This is a genomic window from Jannaschia sp. 2305UL9-9, assembly GCF_041403465.1.
In the GTDB taxonomy this organism is placed as follows: Bacteria; Pseudomonadota; Alphaproteobacteria; order Rhodobacterales; family Rhodobacteraceae; genus Jannaschia.
Genome location: NZ_JBGEHM010000003.1, coordinates 295,403 through 318,373 on the forward strand (window position 1 = coordinate 295,403; position 22,971 = coordinate 318,373).

21 protein-coding genes and 1 tRNA gene are annotated in these 22,971 nt (G+C 62.9%); 5 read left to right on the forward strand and 17 right to left on the reverse strand.

Annotation, left to right across the window (positions count from 1 at the left end; genetic code table 11):
- The first annotated feature begins 45 nt into the window (after positions 1 to 45).
- From urtC to urtE, 3 genes are read left to right on the forward strand one after another with little or no spacing between them, the layout of a single operon-like run.
- Entirely contained in the window at positions 46 to 1,251 is a 1,206-nt protein-coding gene (gene urtC, locus V6N07_RS14865) for an urea ABC transporter permease subunit UrtC (RefSeq protein ID WP_371157168.1), read from the forward strand.
- Positions 1,248 to 2,006 (forward strand): urea ABC transporter ATP-binding protein UrtD, encoded by a 759-nt coding sequence (urtD, locus tag V6N07_RS14870; RefSeq protein ID WP_371157169.1) that lies wholly within the window; start codon positions 1,248 to 1,250, stop codon positions 2,004 to 2,006. Before urtC ends, urtD begins: the two co-directional genes overlap by 4 nt.
- A complete protein-coding gene (urtE, locus tag V6N07_RS14875; protein ID WP_371157171.1) occupies positions 1,999 to 2,688 on the forward strand; it encodes an urea ABC transporter ATP-binding subunit UrtE in 690 nt (229 codons plus the stop codon). The genes urtD and urtE overlap by 8 nt, the downstream gene beginning before the upstream one ends.
- A gap of 125 nt (positions 2,689 to 2,813) precedes the next feature.
- On the opposite strand, the gene betA is transcribed toward urtE, so the two are convergent.
- The 15 genes from betA to glpD form a co-directional block, all read right to left on the reverse strand.
- The gene (betA, locus tag V6N07_RS14880; RefSeq protein ID WP_371157236.1) at positions 2,814 to 4,472 is read right to left on the reverse strand and encodes a choline dehydrogenase; all 1,659 of its coding nucleotides are present in this window, start codon (positions 4,470 to 4,472) and stop codon (positions 2,814 to 2,816) included.
- Positions 4,473 to 4,575: 103 nt separating this feature from the next.
- Positions 4,576 to 6,036: a betaine-aldehyde dehydrogenase gene (gene betB, locus V6N07_RS14885; protein WP_371157173.1), complete on the reverse strand. Its 1,461-nt coding sequence runs from the start codon at positions 6,034 to 6,036 to the stop codon at positions 4,576 to 4,578.
- 78 nt (positions 6,037 to 6,114) lie between these two features.
- On the reverse strand, positions 6,115 to 7,623 hold the full coding sequence (gene betC, locus V6N07_RS14890) for a choline-sulfatase (protein ID WP_371157175.1): 1,509 nt from the start codon (positions 7,621 to 7,623) through the stop codon (positions 6,115 to 6,117).
- The gene (gene betI / locus V6N07_RS14895; RefSeq protein WP_371157177.1) at positions 7,620 to 8,195 is read right to left on the reverse strand and encodes a transcriptional regulator BetI; all 576 of its coding nucleotides are present in this window, start codon (positions 8,193 to 8,195) and stop codon (positions 7,620 to 7,622) included. Before betI ends, betC begins: the two co-directional genes overlap by 4 nt.
- 241 nt (positions 8,196 to 8,436) lie before the next feature.
- Positions 8,437 to 9,228 (reverse strand): carbohydrate ABC transporter permease, encoded by a 792-nt coding sequence (locus tag V6N07_RS14900; protein WP_371157179.1) that lies wholly within the window; start codon positions 9,226 to 9,228, stop codon positions 8,437 to 8,439.
- Positions 9,225 to 10,088, reverse strand: a complete 864-nt coding sequence (locus V6N07_RS14905; protein WP_371157181.1) for a carbohydrate ABC transporter permease — start codon at positions 10,086 to 10,088, stop codon at positions 9,225 to 9,227. The genes V6N07_RS14900 and V6N07_RS14905 overlap by 4 nt, the downstream gene beginning before the upstream one ends.
- Positions 10,089 to 10,293: 205 nt before the next feature.
- Entirely contained in the window at positions 10,294 to 11,442 is a 1,149-nt protein-coding gene (locus tag V6N07_RS14910; protein WP_371157182.1) for an iron-containing alcohol dehydrogenase, read from the reverse strand.
- Positions 11,443 to 11,446: 4 nt separating this feature from the next.
- Complete coding sequence (glpK, locus tag V6N07_RS14915; protein ID WP_371157183.1) at positions 11,447 to 12,934, reverse strand: glycerol kinase GlpK; 1,488 nt, start codon at positions 12,932 to 12,934, stop codon at positions 11,447 to 11,449.
- Between the two features lie 137 nt (positions 12,935 to 13,071).
- Complete coding sequence (locus tag V6N07_RS14920) at positions 13,072 to 14,793, reverse strand: ABC transporter substrate-binding protein (RefSeq protein WP_371157185.1); 1,722 nt, start codon at positions 14,791 to 14,793, stop codon at positions 13,072 to 13,074.
- A 78-nt stretch (positions 14,794 to 14,871) separates the two neighbouring features.
- A complete protein-coding gene (locus V6N07_RS14925; RefSeq protein WP_371157187.1) occupies positions 14,872 to 15,144 on the reverse strand; it encodes a DUF2160 domain-containing protein in 273 nt (90 codons plus the stop codon).
- 24 nt (positions 15,145 to 15,168) lie between these two features.
- Entirely contained in the window at positions 15,169 to 16,032 is an 864-nt protein-coding gene (locus V6N07_RS14930; protein WP_371157189.1) for a carbohydrate ABC transporter permease, read from the reverse strand.
- A gap of 4 nt (positions 16,033 to 16,036) precedes the next feature.
- Positions 16,037 to 16,906, reverse strand: a complete 870-nt coding sequence (locus V6N07_RS14935) for a carbohydrate ABC transporter permease (protein ID WP_371157191.1) — start codon at positions 16,904 to 16,906, stop codon at positions 16,037 to 16,039.
- Entirely contained in the window at positions 16,906 to 17,982 is a 1,077-nt protein-coding gene (locus V6N07_RS14940; protein ID WP_371157192.1) for an ABC transporter ATP-binding protein, read from the reverse strand. Before V6N07_RS14940 ends, V6N07_RS14935 begins: the two co-directional genes overlap by 1 nt.
- 11 nt (positions 17,983 to 17,993) lie before the next feature.
- The gene (locus tag V6N07_RS14945; RefSeq protein WP_371157194.1) at positions 17,994 to 19,082 is read right to left on the reverse strand and encodes an ABC transporter ATP-binding protein; all 1,089 of its coding nucleotides are present in this window, start codon (positions 19,080 to 19,082) and stop codon (positions 17,994 to 17,996) included.
- Positions 19,083 to 19,095: 13 nt separating this feature from the next.
- A complete protein-coding gene (gene glpD, locus V6N07_RS14950) occupies positions 19,096 to 20,682 on the reverse strand; it encodes a glycerol-3-phosphate dehydrogenase (protein ID WP_371157195.1) in 1,587 nt (528 codons plus the stop codon).
- Between the two features lie 258 nt (positions 20,683 to 20,940).
- Between glpD and V6N07_RS14955 the strand changes: the two genes are divergently transcribed.
- Positions 20,941 to 21,708, forward strand: coding sequence for a DeoR/GlpR family DNA-binding transcription regulator (locus V6N07_RS14955; protein ID WP_371157197.1), 768 nt, complete (start codon positions 20,941 to 20,943; stop codon positions 21,706 to 21,708).
- 61 nt (positions 21,709 to 21,769) lie between these two features.
- Here V6N07_RS14955 and V6N07_RS14960 read toward each other — a convergent pair.
- Positions 21,770 to 21,846: transfer RNA gene (locus tag V6N07_RS14960), tRNA-His, on the reverse strand.
- Between the two features lie 272 nt (positions 21,847 to 22,118).
- Here V6N07_RS14960 and V6N07_RS14965 point away from each other — a divergent pair.
- Positions 22,119 to 22,307 carry a DUF6324 family protein gene (locus tag V6N07_RS14965; RefSeq protein ID WP_371157199.1) on the forward strand — a complete coding sequence of 63 codons (189 nt, stop codon included), beginning with the start codon at positions 22,119 to 22,121 and terminating at the stop codon, positions 22,305 to 22,307.
- A gap of 67 nt (positions 22,308 to 22,374) precedes the next feature.
- Here the strand turns inward: V6N07_RS14965 and V6N07_RS14970 are convergent, their stop codons facing one another.
- Positions 22,375 to 22,833 (reverse strand): MmcB family DNA repair protein, encoded by a 459-nt coding sequence (locus tag V6N07_RS14970; protein WP_371157200.1) that lies wholly within the window; start codon positions 22,831 to 22,833, stop codon positions 22,375 to 22,377.
- Between the last annotated feature and the right edge of the window lie 138 nt (positions 22,834 to 22,971).

Sequence of the window (22,971 nt, forward strand, 5' to 3'; positions counted from 1 at the left end):
GGTCCGGGGGCTGGCCCCCGGCGCTTTCAGAAGGCGCACCGCATCATGCTGATCCGCAAACCCTCCGTCCTGATCTTCCTGTGCGCGCTGGCCCTGATCACGGTTCTGGCGACGCTGATGGCGCAGATGGGCCTCGTCTCGACATCCTTCGTCAAACTGCTGGGCAAGACCCTGTGCCTGTGCATCGCGGCGCTTGCGATGGACCTCGTGTGGGGCTTCACCGGCATTCTCAGCCTTGGCCATTTCGCCTTTTTCGGCATCGGCGGCTATGCGATCGGCATGTGGCTGATGTGGGACCGGACCGAGGCCATCGTCATGGGCACGCTCGCGCAATCCCCCCTACCCGCCACCCCGCTGGAAATCGAGGAAGCGATCGGCACGCAGGTGTTCGGCGTCGTCGGGTCGTCGGAGGTGCCGTGGCTCTGGGCCTTTGCCGGGTCCCTGCCGCTGCAACTGGCGTTTGCCGTTCTTATCCCCGGCCTGATCGCGCTGATCTTCGGATGGCTGGCGTTTCGCAGCCGGGTCACGGGCGTCTACCTGTCGATCCTGACGCAGGCGGGCACGCTGGCCCTGTCGTTGTGGCTGTTCCAGAACGATAGCGGCCTGCGCGGCAACAACGGGTTGTCCGGCCTGCAGAATATTCCGGGCCTCGACGACGTGCCACAATCGGTGCTGTCGCTGTGGTTCCTCTGGGCCTCGGCGCTGGCGCTTGCGGGCGCCTACCTTCTGGCCGCATGGACCGTCTCGGGCCGTTTCGGCAGTGTTCTGCGCGGTATCCGCGATGACGAGGCCCGCGTGCGCTTCCTCGGCTACGAGGTGGAGCATTACAAGCTGGCCGTCTTTACCGTGACCGCCATGCTCTGCGGGCTTGCCGGGGCGCTGTATTATCCGCAGGCGGGCATCGTGAACCCGGCCGAGATCGCGCCCATCGCCTCGATCTATCTGGCGGTCTGGGTCGCGATCGGTGGGCGCGGACGGCTCTATGGCGCCGTCATCGGGGCGGCAATCGTCTCGCTCGCCTCCAGCTGGTTCACGGGCGGCGGTGCACCCGACATCAACCTCGGCTTCTATGTCATCCGCTGGACGGATTGGTGGCTGGTGCTGCTGGGCCTCAGCTTCGTTCTGGTCACGCTCTATGCACCCAAGGGTCTGGGCGGGTTGGTCGACCTGTGGACGGGCCGCAGGTCGCGGAACGTCGGGCCGATGGGGCCTGATGTGGGCGCCCTGCGGTCGAAGGAGGAACAGGCATGAGCGCGCTTCTCGAAGTCTCCGGCGTGACCAAGACGTTCGACGGGTTCCGCGCCATCAACAACCTGTCGTTCACCGTCAATCAGCCGGAATTGCGCGCCATCATCGGGCCGAACGGCGCGGGCAAGACGACGTTCATGGATCTCGTGACCGGCAAGACGCGCCCCGACTCGGGCGAGATCCTGTACGGAGAGCTGTCGCGCGACCTGACACGCCTGTCCGAAGCGCGGATCGCCCAGTCGGGCATCGGCCGCAAGTTCCAGAAACCGACCGTCTTCGAAGATCAGACCGTGACCGAGAACCTCGCGATGGCGTTGCGGGCGACGCGGGGGCCGTTGGCGGTTCTGCTGCGCCGTCCGGACGAAAGCGCACGTATCGCGGATCTGGCCCGACAGGTCGGCCTGACGGATGCCCTGCCCCTGCGCGCGGGCATCCTGTCCCACGGACAGAAGCAGTGGCTGGAAATCGGAATGCTGCTGGCGCAGGAACCGCGCCTGTTGCTGGTCGATGAACCCGCCGCAGGCATGACCAGCGCCGAGCGCGAGCGGACGACCGAAATGCTGGTCGAAGCGGCCAAGACCCGTGCCGTCGTCGTCATCGAACACGATATGGAGTTCGTGCGGCGCCTCAACTGCCGCGTGACCGTGTTGCACGAGGGCAGCGTGCTGGCCGAAGGGTCGCTGGATTATGTCTGCGCAGACCCGCGAGTCATCGACGTCTATCTTGGACGCCCGGAAGAGGAGGCCGCCAATGCTTGAAGCGAAAGGCGTCACGTTGCGCTATGGCGGCAGCCAGATCCTGCACGGCATCGACCTGACCGCCGCCAGGGGCCACGTCACCTGCGTCATGGGATTGAACGGGATGGGCAAGACATCCCTACTCAAGGCGCTGGCCGGGCGGCACCCGATGGAAGGCGTCGTGACGCTGGACGGCGTTGCCCTGCCGGATGGCGCGCGCGCGCGGGCTCAGGCGGGCATCGCCTACGTGCCGCAGGGGCGCGAGGTCTTTCCGCAGCTGACCGTGGCCGAGAACCTAGAAACCGGCTTTGCCTGCCTGCCGCGCGACCAGCGCGAAGTGAAGCAGGAGATCTTCGACCTGTTTCCCGTACTGCACGAAATGCGGGGGCGGCGCGGGGGCGACCTGTCGGGCGGACAGCAGCAACAGCTGGCCATCGCCCGCGCGCTTGTCACGCAACCCAAGGTCCTGCTGCTGGATGAACCGACGGAGGGCATCCAGCCCAATATCATCGCGCAGATCGGCACCGTCATCGCGGGCCTGCGCAAGCGGGGCGACATGGCGATCATCCTGGTCGAACAACGGTTCGACTTCGCATGGGGTCTGGCCGATCGCATTGTGGCCCTGCGCCGGGGAGAGGTGTTGCGCGACGAGGCGCGCGCCGGTGCCTCGCGCGAGGCGGTGTTGGCGGACGTCTCCGTCTGATCAGGTGCGTAAAGGGCGGAGGGGCCGCCGCCCCCACCTTTCGTGCCCCCCCGAGGTATTCTGGGGCCAAGGGAAGAGGCGACGCGAAGTTTCGCCCGACCGAAGTCGCAGAAAGCTATGCCAGCTCAGCGTTGCGCATTTTGCCAATCCGGATGGATCCAAGGCACCGCATTCGACCGGGGCAGCGGCGCGCGCCCGAGGATATGGTCCGCCGCCTTTTCACCCACCATGATCGATGGCCCGTTGAGGTTGCCGTTCGGAATGCGCGGGAAAATCGAGCTGTCCGCCAGCCGCAAGCCATCGACCCCGATCACGCGACATTCCGGGTCGACCACGGCCATCGGGTCATCCACCGCCCCCATCCTGGCCGTGCCGCAGGGATGATAGGCGCTTTCGACATGGGCGCGGATGAAATCGTCCAGCTCGTCGTCCGACTGAACCGCCTCGCCCGGCTGAATCTCCTTGCCCCGATACGGGTCGAAGGCCGGCTGGGCGAATATTTCGCGGGTCAGACGGATGCAGGTGCGGAAGTCCTCCCAATCCTGCGCAGTGCTCATGTAATTGAACAGGATCGACGGTTTGGCCGCCGGGTCCGGCGACGTCAGGCGCACGCGACCCCGTGAAGGCGACCGCATCGGTCCAACGTGGGCCTGGAACCCGTGCCCCTCGGCGGCGGCCTTGCCGTCATAGCGGACGGCAATCGGAAGGAAATGGAACTGGATGTCGGGGTAATCGACGCCCGCGCGCGAACGGATGAACCCCGTGCTTTCGAACTGGTTGGACGCGCCCGGCCCCGATTTCGTGAACAGCCAGCGCGCGCCGACGTATGCCTTGCCCGCAAGGTTCCAGTACTTGAACAGGCTGACCGGCTGGGTCGCGGCCTGCTGGATATAGAGCTCCAGATGATCCTGAAGGTTCTCGCCCACGCCGGGGCGGTCGGCGACAAGGTCGATGCCGTGGTCCGCCAGATGCGCCGCGGGGCCGATCCCGGACAGCATCAACAGCTTCGGCGAATTGATCGAGGATGCCGCGAGGATCACCTCCTGCCGCGCCTCGATGATCTCGGTCTTGCCACCGCGCGACACCTCCACCCCCGTGGCGCGCCCCTCGCGGATCACGACCCGGCGGGCCAGACCGCGCACAAGACTGCACCCCTGATGGCGCAGAGCCGGGCGCAGATAGGCATTCGCCGTCGACCAGCGCCGCCCCTTGTGGACCGTCATCTCGAACGGGGCGAACCCCTCCTGCTGCTCACCGTTGTAGTCGGCGATGACCGGATAGCCGGCCTGACGCCCCGCCTCGGTAAAGGCACGCGTCAGGGGATTGTCGCGCGGGCCACGCGTGACGTGCAGCGGACCGTCCGTTCCCCGCCATGCTGGGTCGCCCCCATGCCCCCGATCGTTCCACGCCTCCTGCCGTTTGAAATAGGGCAGCACGTCAGCATAGGACCAGCCGCGCGCGCCCGCCTCCTCCCAGTGGTCGAAGTCGCGGGCGTGCCCGCGCACATAGACCATGCCGTTGATGCTGCTGGAGCCGCCGATGACCTTGCCGCGTGGCGTGGCAAGCCGGCGACCGCCCAGATGGGGTTCCGGCTCCGACTGATAGCCCCAATCGTAGAGCGGCATGTTCATCGGGTAGGACAGCGCGCCCGGCATCTGGATCAACGGGCCCGCGTCGCTGCCACCGAATTCGATCACGATGACGGATTTGCCCGCTTCGGCCAAGCGGTAAGCGATCGCGCAGCCCGCGCTGCCCGCGCCGACGATGACGTAGTCCGCGGCCATGCTCATCCCGCCATCCCCTTTTCTTGTCGCGCAACGGTCCCGGATTCCCGTGTGTCCGAACGGATTGCCCCGCGGGCATCAGCCCCCATGCCGAACCGACGCATCAATACGCCGCCTCGACCGGCGTCATGCCGACGTAGATGCTTTGGACTTCGGTGAAGTGATCCATCGCCATCCGGGCGTTTTCCCGCCCGATGCCCGACTGCCGCGATCCACCGAACGGCAGTCCGGGCGGCGTCAGGTTGTACTGGTTGATCCAGCAACTGCCCGCGCGCAGCTGACCGACCACGCGGTGCGCGCGGGTCAGGTCGGAGGTGAAGACCCCCGCGCTGAGACCGAACTGCGTGTCGTTGGCGCGGGCGATCACCTCGTCCTCCTGCTCGAACCGCAGGACGGACATGACGGGTCCGAAGATCTCCTCCCGCACGCAGGTCATGTCGTCGGTCAGGTTCGTCAGCACGGTGGGAGACAGCCAGAAACCGTCGCCATCGACCGCATCGCCCCCGGCGGCGATGGTGGCCCCTTCGCTTCGTGCGGTCGCAAGGTGCCGCAACACGATATCACGCTGGTCGGCGGTGGCCATCGGTCCGAAGTTCGTCGCCTCGTCCAGCGGATCACCCATCACCATACCCGACAACCGTTCGCACAGACGCGCGACGAATGCATCGTGCAGATCGGCGTGCACGAACACCCGCGTGCCGTTCGAACAGACCTGACCCGAAGAATAGAAATTCGCGTTGATCGCGCCGGATACGGCGTTCTCCAGATCGGCATCCGCAAACACGATGAAGGGCGACTTGCCCCCCAACTCCATCGTCACATGCTTCATCTGGCCGGCCGCCGCCGCATAGACACGGCGCCCAGTCGGCACCGACCCGGTCAGCGACACCTTGGCCACCCGCGGATCCTGTGTCAGCGCGGCCCCCGCCTCGCCTGCGCCCTGCACGACATTGAAAAGCCCTGCCGGCAGGCCAGCCTCCGACAGGATCTCCGCCACCTTCAAGGCGCACAAAGGCGTGGCCTCGGAGGGTTTGAACACCATCGCATTGCCCGTGGCCAGCGCGGGCGCCCCCTTCCAGCAGGCGATCTGCGTCGGATAGTTCCATGCACCGATCCCGACGCACACACCAAGGGGGCGGCGAATGGTATAGGCCCAATCGCCGCCAAACTGCATCGTCTGGCCGGTCACATCCGCGGCAAGCCCGCCGAAATACTCCAGCGCGTCCGCCCCGGATGTCGCATCCGCGACAAGCGTTTCCTGCAGGGGCTTTCCCGTGTCCAATGTCTCGAGCTGCGACAAGCCGTGGTTCCGTTCGCGCATCAGATCGGCTGCCCGGCGCAGAATGCGCCCGCGCTCGGTCGGATCGGTCGCTGCCCATGCGGTCTGTGCCCTTTCGGCCGAGGCAATCGCCTGCTCGATGATCGCGGGTGTCGCGGCATGCACGGTCGCGATCACCTCGCCCGTGGCCGGATAGATCACCGGGATAGGGGCGCCGGTCGCATCCTCGACATAGGCTCCGTCGATGAAATGGCTTGCAACGGGCTGTGCATTCGGTCGGGTCATCTGCGCGTCTCTTCTTCCTGGGTCAAATACTCCGGGGGGTGGGCCGAAGGCCCGGGGGGCGGCGCCCCCCTCCCCCGCCTACTCACCACGTGGGAACTTCTGGTTCTCTTCCAGCACGTTGAGATCCATGTGGTTGCGCATGTAGCGCTCGGAGGCGACGCGCAGCGGTTGGTAATCCCACGGATAGTAGCCGCCCTGCCGCAATGCCTCGTAGACGACCCAGCGGCGCGCCTGGCTTTCGCGAACCTCGGCGTCGAAACGGTCCAGATCCCAGCGCCTGTCGACCTCGGCACGGAACGAGGCGATCACGTCCGAATGGGCAGGGTCATCGGCGAGGTTGGCCAACTCATGCGGGTCCGCGACCAAGTCGAACAATTGTTCCGGGTCCAACCTGCACTGGGTGTATTTCCACCGACCCTGTCGAAGCGCGACCAGCGGCGCATAGGACCCTTCGGCTGCGTATTCCATCGCCACCGGCGTCTGCCGCGGGGTGCCATGGCACAGGGGCAGCAGGCTCTCCCCCGTTGTCCAGGGCGCCACCTCGGAGGTGTCGACGCCCGCAATCGCGCAGAGGGTCGGGCAGACGTCGATGTTGGAAACGGGCGTCTCGACGAGGCCGGGCTCGATGCCCGGCGAGGCGAGCATCATGGGCACGCGGGCCGATCCCTCCAGGAACGACATCTTGTACCACAGCCCCCGTTCGCCCAGCATGTCGCCGTGGTCCGACACGAACAGGATCGTCGCCTCCTGCCGCGTGTCCTCCAACACTCGCAGCACCTCGCCGATCTTGTCGTCGAGATAGCTGATGTTCGCGAAATACGCGCGACGGGAGCGGCGGACATCCTCCGCATCCACGTCGAAATTGCCCCGGTCATTGGCATCCAGGATGCGCCTGGAATGGGCGTCGTGATCCTCGTACGCCCATTCCCCCACCGGCGGATCGAGATGCGCGCAATCCTCGTAGAGGTCCCAGTACTTGCGCCGCGCCACGTAAGGATCATGCGGATGCGTGAAGCTGACCGTCAGGCACCAGGGCCGTGTGTCGTGGCCGCGGGCCGCATCGTACAGCCACATGCGCGCGTGGTGCGCGACCTCGTCGTCGTATTCCATCTGGTTGGTGATCTCCGCCACGCCGGAGCCGGTGACCGAGCCCATGTTGTGATACCACCAGTCGATGCGTTCGCCCGGCTTGCGGTAGTCCGGCGTCCAGCCGAAATCGGCGGGATAGATGTCGGTGGTCAGCCGCTCCTCGAACCCGTGCATCTGGTCGGGGCCGACGAAATGCATCTTGCCCGACAGGCAGGTGCGCCACCCCGCGCGCCGCAGGTGGTGCGCATAGGTGGGGATGTCGGAGGCGAATTCGGCGGCGTTGTCATAGACCCGCGTGCGCGACGGCAGCAGGCCCGACATGAACGACGCCCGCCCCGGCGCGCAGAGCGGCGAGGCGGTGTAGCAGTTCGCGAACCGCTTTGATCGCGCGGCCAGCTTCTTGAGGTTCGGCGCATGCAGCCAGTCGGCGGGCCCGTCAGGGAACAGCGTCCCGTTCAACTGGTCGACCATGAGGATCAGGATATTCGGCTGGGTCATGCGCCCTCCAGCAGGTGGTCTGTGGTCGTTTCGATCATGCGGATCAGACGCGCGGCATCCGCCGGACCATCCTGCAGCGCCTCGCGCAGGTAGTGGCCGTCGATCAGGGCCGCGAGGGTATCGGCAATTTCTGGTGCATCCGGTGTCAGGGGGCGCAGATCATGGATCAGGTTCGACCGCAGCCGCCCCTGATAGACGCGCAGCAGGCGCCGCGCCGCGCCACCCTTCTGCGCACTGACATAGAACGCCAGCCATGCGGCGACCACGTCGCGATGAAAACCCTGCGCGCCGAAACATGCCCGGATGGTTGCCGCAAGGCGGCCGCGCGGTGTCGTCGCCCCGATCAACTGGCGACGATGTTCGATGGCGAGTTCGCGCAGGATATGACGCATCGCCGCGGTCAGGATCTGATCCTTGGAACCGAAATAGTGATGCGCAAGTGCAGTGGACACACCCGCCCGGCGCGCGATCCCCCCCACGGTGACATCGAGCGAGCCCTGGGCGCCGATCTCGCCGATAGCGGCCGTGACAAGCGCCGCGCGCCGAGGTTCCGTCATATCAGGTCGTGCCATGTCCACTCCTCAGGTCATGCCTCGGGACGTGCCCAAAATTGATTGATCAGTCAATCAATCATTTTCTGGCCGGCATTGCGCGCTGGGTCTGCCCACAACAGCGCAGGCCCGGATCACCGGTCGCGCCCGCCCCCCGTCGCGGGGGGGGGCAATCGAGGCGTGGCCCTGTTCAAACCGTGTGGTGGCAGACATCGTTGGGCTGAATGGCAACCTGCCGGTCGAAAGCCGGAAGAGGCCGGCCTCAGGCGGTAATCTGAAAACCCCGGGCAACGTAGTTCCGCGTAAGGAACACGAGGACGATACCCGGCACGAGCGATAGCGTCGTCATGGCCATCACCAGACCGACATCTGTCTGAAACCCGAACAGCCCTTCGATCGCCATCGAGATCGGCTTGCCGCCTGTCGACGTCAGGATGCGTGCGAAAACGACTTCGACCCACGAGAAGATGAAGCAGAAGAAGGCCGCCACGGCCACGCCGGGGGCAATCAGGGGCAGCATATGCCTGACGAAGAAGCCGGGAACCGAATGCCCGTCGAGGAAGGCATTCTCGTCGAATTCACGCGGCACGGCTGAAATGAAACTCTCCAAAATCCAGATCGTGATCGGCACGTTGAAGAGACAATGCACAAGGGCGATTCCGAGGGGATTGTTCAACAGGTCAACCTGCGCGAACAGCAGGAAGACCGGCAGGGACAGGACCACGGGCGGCGTGATCCGAAAGGCGATCAGCAACAGGAAAACATGCCTGTCGCCGACAAACGAATAGCGTGACAGCCCATAGGCCGCGGGCAGGCCGACAACGATACAGATGACCATGTTCGTGGTCACATAGCTCAGCGAGGCCCAGATCGACCGCACCAGATCGGGGTCCTGAAACAGATTTCGATAATTCAGCAGGGTCAGGGCGCCTTTGGCTATGTCATCGCGCGGCAACGTCGAGACAAAGCTCAGCAGCAGGGTCTGAACCAGAGGGGCAAGCAAGGCGATCGTCAGAACCGCGAGCCCGAGAATGCGACATACGTGCAATATCATCCGTTGGTCCCGCCATGCCGCCTGAGTGTCGCCGTCATTGTCCAGGCCACCAGCAACACGATCAGGAAGTAAAGCACCGAGCGGGCGGCAGCGGGGCCATAGTTGAACGCAGCGATGTCTTCGCCCAGTTCCAGCGCCAGAAAGGATGTTGCCTTGCCGGGGCCACCGGCGTTGATGCCGAAGGCTTCGGTATAGATCATGAGGCTGTCCATGATGCGCAACACAAGCGCCATGGTCAGGACACCCCGCAATCTGGGAAGCTGGATGAACCGGAACACGGCCCACCGCCTCGCGCCGTCGATCCGCGCGGCCTGAAAGTAGGGGGCGGGAATGCTGGAAAGGCCGGAATAGGCAAGAATGGCCACGAGCCCGACCCAGTGCCAAGTGTCCATGGCCAGCAGCAGCAGCCACGTATGAACGGCGTTGAACTTGTAGTCGAAGGTGATGCCGGTGCCCGCGATGATCCGCCCCAGAAGGCCCAGTTCCGGATCGATGAGGCCGAGCCACATGCCGGGGATCATGTTCCACGGCACGAGAAGGGGAAGCGCCAGCACGATTAACAGAATGCTCCGCCCCAATCCATTTTTGGGTATGTTCAGGGCAATCAGAAGCCCGAGCGGAAACTGGATCAGCAGGGCGAGGCCCGAGAACAGCAGGCTACGTCCGAGGGTCACGTACAGATCGGCGGATCCGACCAGCTCGTCAAACCATTCCGTGCCGACCCAAAAGCGGCTTTCGAGTGTGAAGATGTCGAAGAAGCTGTAGTTCACGACCGACAGAAGCGGGATCAGCCCCACGAAGCCGAGGATCGCAAGTGCCGGGGCCACGTACCACCATGCCGCATTGCTGTGACGTTTCATCGTACCTCGGTCGAACGAAAATTCGGGCTGGCGCGCGAAGGATCGGACGCGGAATGCGCCCTACCCCGTGGTCGCCGCACTTCGATCATGGGCAAGGTCCGGTCCCTGTCGGGCAGACAGCATCCTGCATGTGGCTCCTGTCGCGGCATTGCCGGGGACAAGAATTGTCGCGATATCACCCGGTCGCAAAGCGGGAGCATGCCGGTCAAAGGGCTTGGGAAATGATATCCGCAAACTCCCGAGGGGTCAGTTTCACGGGGTTCTTCAGACTGGATGATGCCGTGGTCGATGCCCCTGCCAAGGCTTCGACATCCCCAAGCGTCACACCCCAGTCGGCCAATCGCGGCAGATCCTGATCGGAAAGCCAGCTTTCGAGGCCCGAGAGTGGATCGTCGCCCTGAGTCGGCGCGAATTGATCGCAAATGACCGCGATGCATTCTTGGATGTCGTCGCGAACGGCCGGCGAGCACGCGGATGAGGCGAGATTGGCACGGATGACCGGCGCCAGCAGGCGTGCACACACGCCCCCGTGTGGGGCCGGAAACGCACCGCCCACCACGGATGCAATCCCGTGGACCGCCCCCAACCCGCCATTGGCAAGGGCAATACCGCTGGCCAGACTGCCGCAGGCAAGGTCAGCCCATGCACCCTCGTCACCCGTTTCCAAGATTTCCACCAGCGCACCCAAGGTGGTGGCCATCGCGGGCTGGCTAAGCGCGCGGGTGAAGGGGGTCGCCTTTGCGGAGGTGAAACTTTCGATATTCTGGACGACGGCATCCATGCCCGCGAACAGAACAACCCTGCGCGGCGCGTTGCGCATCAGATCGGGATCCACGATGGCAATGTCCGCCTGAAGCCCGCGACCGCGCAAACTGACTTTGGCATTGCTCGTCGCGGCGCCGAGGACGGCATTCGCGGTCACCTCGGACCCGGTACCGGCCGTGGTCGGCAGGACGATCAGGGGGATCTGGCCCATTGGGCCATGGTTGACTGCAAAATCATCATCCGTGAGATCCGCACCCTTGAGGAGCGCAACCCGGAGCGCCTTGGCCGTATCGATGACCGAGCCGCCGCCACAGGCAACGATGCAATCGACGGAGCGTGAGGCCAGAGACCGGTAGGCGTCGTTGACGGTCCGCACGCCAGGCTCTCCGGCACAGACGACCGGCTGGACCTCAAGCCCGGCAGCCGACAGCAGTTTTCGGACGGGACCGGACGCCGTGTTCGAAGAACCTTTCACCAGCAGGATCGACCGAGCCGATGGCGGCAGCACCTCGGTCAGGCTTTGCAGGGCCCCCGCGCCGAAACGCACGTCGGTCGGGCACGAGAACGAGAACGGGCCGGGATGTGGCATTGCGTCAAAACTCCAGCGTTGCCTGAACGGCGCGCTTCCAGTTGTCGTATTTCTCCGTGCGGACGGATGCAGGCATCCGGGGCTGAAACTGACGATCAAGCTCCCACTGCCTTGCGAACTCTTCCTGACCGGGCATCGCGCCCATTTGCATACCGGCAAGCCAGGCCACACCCAGGGCAGTCGTCTCCAACGTCCGGGGGCGGTCGACGGGCGCGTCGGTGATGTCGGCCATGAACTGCATCGCCCAGTCCGAAGCGCTCATCCCGCCGTCCACCCGCAGGACGCTGTCGGCCGCATCGCCGGACCAGTCTGCGCGCATCGCGTCCAGCAAGTCGCGCGTCTGGTACCCGACGCTTTCAAGGGCCGCCTTGGCCAGCTCCTTCGGACCCGAGTTCCGCGTAAGACCGAAGACCGCCCCCCTGCATTCAGGGTTCCAGTAGGGCGCCCCCAGACCGGTGAATGCGGGCACCAGAACGACCGATTGCGTGTCGTCGGCCTGTTCGGCCAGGGATTGCGTCTCCGACGCCTGCCGAATGATCTGAAGCCCGTCGCGCAACCATTGAACCACCGCGCCCGCGATGAAGATCGACCCTTCGAGCGCATAGGTCGGCTTGCCATCCAGCTGGTAGGCTATGGTCGTCAACAGCCGGTTCTTCGACGCGACCGGCGTATCGCCCGTGTTCAGAAGGGCAAAGCACCCCGTTCCGTAGGTGGACTTGAGCATGCCGGGCTGAAAGCAGGCCTGCCCGATCGTGGCGGCCTGCTGATCGCCGGCGACCCCGCAGATCGGGATCGGCTTGCCGAACAGATCCGCACGGCTGTCACCGAAGGTATCCGCGCTGTCCTTGACGCGGGGCAGCATGTCCATCGGGATATCGAACAGGTCGCAGATCGTCCGGCTCCAGCGTCCCTTGCGAATGTCGTACAGCATGGTGCGTGCGGCATTGGTGGCATCGGTGACATGGGACGCGCCCCCCGTCAGCTTCCATATCAGGAAGGTATCGACCGTTCCGAACAGAAGATCGCCATTGCGCGCCTTGTCACGCGCGCCCGGCACGGTGTCGAGGATCCATTTCAGCTTGGTTGCCGAGAAATAGGGATCGATCAGCAATCCCGTTCGACTTGCGAACAGCTCCGAATGGCCCGCGTCGCGAAGCTCCTGACAGAAGGCGGCCGTGCGCCGGTCCTGCCAGACGATGGCGTTGTAGATCGGTGCGCCCGTATGACGATCCCAGACGACGGTCGTTTCGCGCTGGTTCGTGATTCCGATGGAGATGACGTCCGAAACGCTGATGTTGGCCCGCTCGATCACTTCGCGACATGTGCCGGCGGTGGTGCCCCACAGATCGCTTGGATCGTGCTCCACCCAACCGGAATTCGGAAAGATCTGCCTGAACTCTTCCTGTGCCTGCGCGACGGCCTTCAGGTCTTCGTCGAACAGGATTGCGCGCGTCGACGTCGTGCCTTGATCGATGGCGAGTACGTATTTCATGTCAGACCTCGTTTGGCCGCAGGAAGGGCGGACACGGTGGAACCGCCCGCAGGCACATGCCACCGAATGGCATCCTCAAATTGTAGATTCTTTCAAATGTGGGGCGCATGACGCGCCCCACATTCAGGGAGGGAACCCTACTGCCAGGATTTGATCAGCTCGTCATAAGCGATCGTGACCGGCTCTTCGTCCTCGTTCTCGAGCTTGGCGTACGGGGCGCCCGGCTGCGAGAACCAGTGCTCGGCGCTCATCTCGTCGTTCAGCACCGGGCCCAGGTCACCCTGAACACCTGCGCGCTCCAGACGCGACAGCACCTTCTCCTGATCGGCGCAGAGCGCATCGAGCGCTTCCTGCGGGGTTTTCGCACCGGACATCGCGTCGCCGATGTTCTGCCACCACAGCTGTGCCAGCTTCGGATAGTCGGGGACGTTGGTTCCCGTCGGCGACCACTGGACGCGTGCGGGCGAACGGTAGAATTCCACCAGACCGCCAAGACGTGGGGCACGTTCCGTGAAGTGGTCGGAGTCGATCGTGGATTCCCGGATGAAGGTCAGACCGACATCGGACTTCTTGAGGTCCACCGTCTTGGAAACCACGAACTGAGCATAGAGCCACGCGGCCTGCGCACGGTCCACAGGCGTGGATTCCATCAGGGTCCAGGAACCGGCATCCTGGTAGCCGATCTTCTGACCCTCTTTCCAGTAGGCCCCATGCGGGGAAGGCGCCATCCGCCACTTCGGCGTGCCGTCCTCGTTCATCACGGGCAGGTCGGGCTCGACCGTTGCCGCGGTGAACGCCGTGTACCAGAACATCTGCTGGGCAACGTTGCCCTGTGCCGGGATCGGGCCTGCCTCGGAGAAGGTCATGCCGGCGGCAGCAGGCGGAGAGTACTTCTCGAGCCATTCGATTGCCTTGGTCACGGCATAGACGGCAGCCGGCGCATTGGTTGCCCCGCCGCGCGCGACGCAGGATCCGGTCGGCTGGGAGTTTTCGTTGACGCGAATGCCCCATTCATCGACCGGCAGGCCGTTCGGCTCACCCACGTCGCCCATACCGGCCATGGACATCCACGCGTCGGTATAGCGCCAACCGAGGGACGGGTCCTTCTTGCCGTAATCCATGTTGCCGAAGACTTCGCCTTCGACATCGAGGTGGCTCAGATCGCGACCGGTGAAGAACTCCGCGATATCCTCATACGCGGACCAGTTGACCGGCACCCCGAGGTCGTATCCGTACTCGGCCTTGAAGTCGGCCTTGTTCTTCTCGTCGTTGAACCAATCGTAGCGGAACCAGTAGAGGTTCGCGAACTGCTGCGTCGGAAGCTGATAGAGCTTGCCATCGGGACCGGTCGTGAACGATGTGCCGATGAAGTCCTCGACGTCCAGCGTCGGCAGGGTCACGTCCGCGCCTTCGCCGGCCATCCAGTCGGTCAGGTTGCGCACCTGCTTGTAGCGCCAGTGCGTCCCGATCAGGTCGGAATCGTTGATGTAGGCGTCGTAGATGTTCTCGCCCGACTGCATCTGCGTCTGCAGCTTCTCGACGACATCGCCCTCGCCGATCAGGTCATGCGTGATCTTGATGCCGGTGATGGCCTCGAACGCCGGGGCGAGGACTTCGCTCTCGTACTGGTGTGTCGCGATGGTTTCGGACACCACCTTGATCTCCATGCCCCGATAGGGTTCGGCGGCATCGACGAAGAACTGCATCTCGGCTTCCTGCTCGGCACGCGACAGCGTCGACAGGCCGGCGATCTCGCCGTCAAGGAACGCCTTGGCCGCCTCCATGTCTGCAAAAGCAGGCGTGCTCAGCAGACCAAGCGACAGCACCAGCGCTGTACTTGATTTAAGCGTTTTTTCCATTTTTTCCTCCCGTTATGGAAATCGTTTTCCGTAATCGCCGCGAGGAACCGCTATGCCCCCGCAGCGACGACCGCCCATCTACACCCAGCGGAACACCGCAGCGGCGTAGACGAGACAGACAAGCAGCGCGAACGGTTGGTTCGCACCGACAACACCCAGCCATGCCAGATTGATGAAGGCAGAGCCGAGGAGTGTGATGAAGAGACGATCCCCCCTGGTCGTCTCGATCCTGAGAACCCCTTTACGAGGGGTCTCGGGAAACTTGATCGCAAGCACCGTGAAGACGGTCAGGATACAGGCGATACAGATGAAGAAGATCGCCGTGGGCCATGTCCATGCCATCCATTCCATAGTCTTGTCCTTTCGAATTCGGGCTTACACGCGACCCAGGGCAAAGCCCTTGGCGATGTAGTTGCGGACAAAATAGATCACCAAGGCACCCGGCACGACGGTCAGGACGCCAGCCGCGGCAAGGACCCCCCAATCGATACCGGCGGCCCCTTGGGTGCGGGTCATGATCGCTGCGATGGGCTTTGCATCGACGGTCGTCAGCGTCCGGCTGAGAAGCAGTTCGACCCACGAGAACATGAAGCAGAAGAAGGCGGCGACCCCGATACCGGAGGCGATCAGCGGCGTGAAGATCTTCACGAAGAACCGACCGAAGCTGTAGCCGTCGATATATGCCGTCTCGTCGATCTCCTTGGGCACGCCGCGCATGAACCCTTCGAGGATCCAGACCGCAAGCGGCACGTTGAACAGGCAATGCGCCAGCGCCACGGCGATATGCGTGTCGAACAGCCCGACGGACGAATAGAGCTGGAAGAACGGCAGGGCGAACACCGCAGGAGGCGCCATGCGGTTCGTCAGCAGCCAGAAGAACAGGTGGTTGTCACCCATGAACCGATAGCGCGAGAACGCGTAGGCCGCAGGCAGGGCGACCGCCAGGCTGATCACCGTGTTCATCACCACGTAGATCAACGAGTTGATGTACCCGTTGTACCATGCCGGATCCGTCAGGATCGTCGCGTAGTTCGCAAAGGTCAGGTTCCTCGGGAACAGGGTGAATTCGCTCAGGATTTCCGTGTTGGTCTTCAGGCTCATGTTCAGCAGCCAATAGAGCGGCAGCATGAGAAACAGCAGATAAAGGGTGATCACGACCGTCGAGCTCTTGATGCGAAAACGGCTCTGCGGCTTGTTGACGATCTTGGAGGTCGAGGTTGCGAGAGTTGCGTCAGTCATGTGCCTAGCCTCCCTTCTTATCTAGGTTGGTCATCACGGTGTAGAACACCCAGGAAATCAGAAGGATCACGAGGTAATACATGATCGAGAAGGCAGCGGCCGGTCCGAGGTCGAACTGTCCCAGCGCCATCTTCACGAGGTCGATGGACAGAAGCGTCGTGGAGTTGCCGGGCCCACCACCGGTGACGACGAACGGTTCGGTGTAGATCATGAAGCTGTCCATGAAGCGCAGCAGGATCGCGATCATCAGAACCCCCATCATCTTGGGCAGCTCGATGTACCTGAAGATGGCCCAGCGGCTTGCCTGATCGATCTTGGCCGCCTGGTAATAGGCGTCCGGGATCGACTTCAGCCCGGCAAAGGCCAGCAACGCCACCAGCGACGTCCAGTGCCAGACATCCATCACGATGATCGTGGCCCAGGCCGCAAAGCTGTCCTGCGTGTAATTGTAGGAGATCCCGATCGCATCCAGCGTGTAGCCCAGCAGACCGATGTCCACGCGACCGAAGATCTGCCAGATGGTGCCGACCACGTTCCACGGGATCAACAGCGGCAGCGACATCACCACGAGGCAGAAACTGGACCAGAAGCCGCTTTTGGGCATGTTCAGCGCCACGAAGATACCGAGCGGGATCTGTATCGCCAGAATGATGGCCGAGAACATCAGCTGACGCCCCAGCGCGTCCCACATCCGGTCGGAATGGAGCATGTCCTCGAACCATTCGAGGCCAGCCCAGAAGAACACGTTGTTCCCGAACGTATCCTGAACCGAGTAGTTCACGACCGTCATCAGCGGGATCACCGCCGAGAAGGCGACCAGGATCAGGACCGGCAGGACCAGAAACCACGCCTTTTGGTTTACTGTCTTTTCCATCAGGCGGCCTCCCCATCTTTCAGCCAGTCGTCGACATAGACATTCACGTGTTCGGGATCGAACACGACACGGTTCAAGTCGGGCGTGATCTGCACATCCTCACCGGCGAGGATATTGATTTCCTTGCCGAACAGGTCTGCGCGCACGATCTTGTGGCGGCCGACATCCTCGACGCGGCGAACCGTCACCGGCAATCCCTCGCCTTGCGTCAAGGTGACGAATTCCGGACGCACGCCGATTTCGACCTTGCCGGTCAGGTTGCTGTATCCGCGATCAAGATCGACGGAGGCCCCATGCACGGTCGCGACCTTGCCGGTCACGTCGGCGGGGATCACGTTCATTCCCGGTGAGCCGATGAAATAGCCGACGAAGGTGTGCGCCGGCCGCTCGAACAATTCCTGCGGCGTGCCGATCTGGACGACGCGGCCGTCGTACATGACGACGACCTTGTCGGCAAAAGTCAGAGCCTCCGTCTGGTCGTGCGTCACGTAGATCATCGTGTGACCGAATTCGTGGTGCAGCGATTTCAGCTGTGTGCGCAATTCCCACTTCATATGCGGATCGATGACCGTCAGCGGCTCATCGAACAGCAACGCGTTGACGTCCTCGCGCACCATGCCGCGTCCGAGGCTGATCTTCTGCTTGGCATCCGCCGTCAGACCGCGCGCGCGTTTGTCGAGCTCGGCCTCCATCCCGATCATCTGCCCGATCTGCTGGACGCGCTCGGCGATGTACTTGGGGTCGGCCCCGCGGTTCTTCAGTGGGAACGCAAGATTGTTGCGCACCGTCATCGTGTCGTAGACCACCGGAAACTGGAACACCTGCGCGATGTTGCGATCCGCCGTGGTCGCATGTGTCACATCGTGACCGTCGAACAGGATGCGCCCCTGGGACGGATGCAAAAGCCCGGAGATGATGTTGAGCAGCGTCGATTTCCCGCAACCGGAAGACCCGAGCAAGGCATAGGCCTCTCCGTCGGTCCAGTCGTGGTTCAACTCCTTGAGTGCAAAATCCTCTTCGCCCTTGGGGTTCGGATAGTAGGAGTGCGCAAGGTTATCGAGTGTGATTTTCGCCATGATCCGTCTCCCTATGCCGCAATCGCGTAAGACGCGGGCGCAACGAGGTCGCCGTTCTCACTGAAGATGTAGACGTGACTTGGATCGATATGGACCTGTAGCGGCGCGCCGAGTTTCAGGTCGTGGATCCCGTGGATCAGGCCGACCCATTTCTCACCGCCATGATCGAGGTGGATGAAGGTCTCGGACCCGGTCAGTTCCGTCACGATCAACGTCGTGTCGAAGACCATGCCATCGGGCGACTGGGGTCTGATCTCGACGTGGTTGGGACGAAAGCCCGCGATGTAGCGGCCGTCAGCCAGGCCTGCCAGCGGCCCGGAGGCCTGTGTCGCCTGTCCGTCGCCGAACATGACCTTCGCACCCGCCTTGCTGACGTTCAGGAAGTTCATCGGCGGATCGCTGAACACGCGCGCGGTCGTGGCGTCGACGGGCTGTCGGTAGACCGTCGGCGTCAGATCGAACTGACGCACCCGCCCTTCCCACAGGGCCGCGGTGTTCCCTCCCAGAAGCAGCGCTTCCTCGGGCTCCGTCGTGGCGTAGACGAAAATGGACCCGGCTTCTTCGAAAATCTTCGGGATCTCGACGCGGAGTTCCTCGCGCAGTTTGTAATCGAGGTTCGCAAGCGGCTCGTCCAGCAACACGAGGCCCGCATCCTTGACGAGGGCCCGGGCGAGCGCGCAGCGCTGCTGCTGACCGCCGGACAACTCCAGAGGCTTGCGCTGCAGCATCGGGGTCAGCTGCATCAACTCCGCAGATTTCCTGACGGCAGCATCGATCTCGGAGGAGGATTTGCCCATCAACTTCAGCGGAGACGCGATGTTCTCGTAGACCGTCATCGACGGGTAGTTGATGAACTGCTGGTACACCATCGCAACCTTGCGATCCTGCACGCGCATTCCGGTGACGTCCTGCCCTTCCCAGTGCACGGTCCCCGTGGTCGGCGCATCGAGGCCGGCCATGAGACGCATCAGGGATGTCTTCCCCGAGAGTGTCGGTCCGAGAAGAACATTCATCGTGCCCTTCTCAAGCGTCAAATCCGTGGGGTGGATATGGGTCGCACCCTCCACGGACTTTGAAACACCTTTCAATTCTAGCGTCATTATTGTCGTTCCTCTACTCGGCCGCAGCGGTGAACAGCGCGTTCAGCCGGTCTTTCATCCACTCATCGAGTGTGCTGATCTGTTCGTCGGTCAGACGCAGACCAAGTTTGCTTCTGCGCCAGACAACGTCTTCGGCGTTTCTTGCGTATTCGTTTCTCATCAGCCACTCGACCTCGGCCTGAAAGAGGTCGGCGCCGAAATCCCTGCCCAGATCGGCCAGTTCCCCGGCATGACCCAAGACGTCCGCCACCTCGGTCCCGTAGGCCCGGACAAGACGCAAGGCCCATCGATCCGACAGGAACGGGAAGGCCTGCTTGGCATCCGCGACAAGCGCACCGACGCCGTCCACCTCGAAATCCCCACCGGGCAAGGCGACGCCTGCCGTCCAAGGGCTTGCAGCAACCGGCAGGACTTTCCGGATCTCTTCCATAGCACTTTCGGCAAGGCACCGATACGTCGTGATCTTGCCGCCAAAGACGTTCAGCGATGGCGCACCACGGGCCGTGTCTAGCTGCAGGACATAGTCGCGCGTTGCCGCGGAGGCGGAACTTTCGCCGTCATCATAGAGCGGCCGAACCCCCGAATAGGACCATACCACATCGTCCACGCCTATGGGGGTGGCCAGATATGCGTTGATGAAGTCGATCAGGTAATCACGCTCCTGCGACGTGCATTCCGGCTTTACCGACGGATCTTCGTGGTCCTGATCCGTCGTGCCGATCAGGGTAAAATCCGTCTCGTAGGGGATCGCGAAGATGATCCGCCCGTCGGTGCCCTGAAAGAAGTAGCATTTGTCGTGCTCGAAGAGCCTTTTGGTGACGATATGGCTGCCGCGGACGAGGCGAACGTCCGCTTGCGAATTGCTCCGCAATGTCGTGCGCAGCACATCGCCGACCCACGGCCCACCTGCATTGACGACCATCGCCGCGGTCACCGTCGATTTTTCACCAGTTGTCGTGTCCTGGATGTCGACGCGCCATTTTCCATCGACCACCTCGGCGCCAATGACCTTGGCGCGCGTGCGAATGTCCGCACCACGCGCCTGCGCGTCACGGGCGTTCAGGACCACCAGCCGGGAGTCCTCGACCCAGCAATCCGAGTATTCATAGGCTTTCTCGAACTTCGGCTTCAGCCCGCGCCCCTCGACGGTCGTCCGAAGGGAAATGCTCGACGTTGCAGGCAGGATTTTGCGCCCGCCCAGATGATCGTACATGAACAGACCGAGACGGATCAGCCATGCAGGACGGCGCCCTTTCATCCAGGGCATGACCGTGCCGAGCAGCTTCGATGTCGGCGTCGACATGTCGAACCGCATGCTGTGATGGTACGGCAGGACAAAGCGCATGGGCCATGAGATGTGAGGCATCGCGCGCAGAAGGTTCTCTCGCTCGACAAGGGCTTCACGCACCAGCCTGAACTCGAAATACTCAAGGTAGCGCAGACCGCCGTGGAAGAGCTTGGTCGAAGACGCGGAGGTCGCGGACGCAAGATCATTCATCTCGGCCAGACACACCTTCAGACCACGCCCTGCCGCGTCCCTGGCGATGCCGCAGCCATTGATGCCGCCACCAATGATCAGAAGATCATAGTCCGAAGTCATGTATTCCCCCCAACTTCACTTCCCCGGTGAAGTTCACAATTGGTGACAAGATTCGACCATAAAAGGAAGCAAAAAATGTTCGTTTAGGATCGAAATCGCGCAAACTATTGTTTTCAAACGTCCCATGAATGTCCTGCCGACGCCCATCGGGTGCGGTTCGCTGCACTTGCAGCGTGAGATTCCCCGCGACTGCCCGTCGACAAACGTGACATTTTGCGAGTTTGCGCTAAAACGATCATAAGCGAAAAGGGTGGGCATGTGGGACTGACGATCAGAAAACCGGAGATCATCGCCATCGCGCGCCGCGAGGGTAAGGTGACGGTCGAGGGCCTTGTCGAGTATTTCGGCGTCACCCCGCAGACCATACGCAGAGACCTGACCGAACTGGCTGAATCAGGGGAGCTGGAAAGGGTCCACGGCGGCGCGATCCTTCCGTCGACCACCGTAAACATTGCCTACAATGAACGGCGTATCCTGAACCAACCGTCCAAGGTGGACATCGCGCGGGCCTGCGCACGGATGATACCGAACGATTGCGCCATCTTCCTGAGCATCGGAACCACGACAGAGGCCATCGCGACGGAGTTGCTGACGCACGAGGGTCTGCTGGTCGTCACGAACAACGTGAATATCGCCAGCATCCTGTCTGGCAACAAGAGCGTCGATGTCGTCGTGACCGGGGGACAACTGCGTCGCATGGACGGCGGCCTGATCGGAGAGATCGCCCGCCACACCATTCAGCAATTCCGCTTCGACTACGCGATCATCGGATGCTCGGCCCTTCGCCAGAATGGCGACCTGATGGATTTCGACATGCAGGAGGTCAGCGTCAGCAAGGCCATCCTGCATCAGAGCGAGCAGGTCCTGCTCGCGGCAGACAGCTCCAAGTTCGACAGGAAAGCCCCGGTCTTCGTGGCGTCGATGGAGAGTGTCACGAAATTCATAACCGACCGACAGGTGCCGGAAGACTGTAGTGCTCAGTGCGAACTCTCGGGCACGGAGATCGTCTACGCGAACACGGACTGATGCCGACGATAGGACCCTGGCACAAGCCGGCGCGCCGCGTCATCAGCTTTCGGGGAGAAGGTGGTACCACCGCCCCGGCTCGAACGGGGGACCTCCTGATCCACAATCAGGCGCTCTAACCAACTGAGCTACGGCGGCACTGGGGCGGAATTAGCGAAACCTCCGCCGCAGTGCAAGACCGTGATGAAACTTCATGTAGCCCTGTATCGCCCCATGGTTGGGGGCGGACTTTCCGCTGCGGACCAGAAGGTTAGACAAGACACTGGCCTGCCGGCGGGCGGTCGGATGGTCCCGGACAGGGGGAAGCAGGTCTTTTTTGTCCTTGGAATCGGTCCGTGCCACGCCCTCCGGCGTGTGCCGGCGATGACCAGCGACTTGCGCAAGCCAAAGGCCGCGTTTAACCGGAAGACATGGGTATAAACGACGAATCCGACATCGAAGCGAACCTGCAGATCGGGCCAACCGATCAGGGCATGGTTCGGTTGTTCATTCTTGGCGATGGAATCGAGATCCCGATGGACTTCGATCCTGAAGAGGCGCTGGAAATCGCCGAGGAAATTCGGGCTGCCGCCGCAATGGCCGAGCGGACCCGCGGCTGACGCTTTCCCGTCCTGTCATCGGGCGGGCGTCCGCGATATTCTCAAAAACGGCGGAGGACCTGCGGCGTCACGACGCGCCCACCGCCATCGGGTCGCGCGTGATCTGCATGCGCAAGGCGGCCGCGCGTGCGAACCGCAGGGTCAGCGCCTTGCGTCTGGCTGGTGCCAGCGGGTGCGCCGTGGGCATTCGCACGACGTCCGCGGAGAAGGCATCCGCGATGATCAGGCCGCTTTCCGCGGGCAGAAGGTCCACCGGGAAATCCGTATCGACCGCCCAGAAGAACCTGTCAGCCCATTCAAGATAACCTGTCCACTTGGCGTCGGACGTATAGTCGGCGCGGCTCGACTTGCATTCCACCACCCAGAACTCGCCCTTGGGGCCCAACGCCATCACGTCGAGACGTTTGCCCCGTTCGGGGGTGAATTCTTCGAGGCAGGCAAAATCGTGGGTGCGCAAATGGCGGCACACGCCACGGGCCAACAGCTGACCGGGCATCTGCATCTGGGGTGGGGGCGTTTCCATCATTCCCGTATCATGAACAAAATGGAAACATTGGTCCACCCCCTCCCCCATCGCCCTTGCCAGCAACCGGGTCGCATCCTATCTGCGCTGTGACGGTGTTTCTGTGCTTCTCGTCACCCGGACATAATTCCAGTGGCCTTA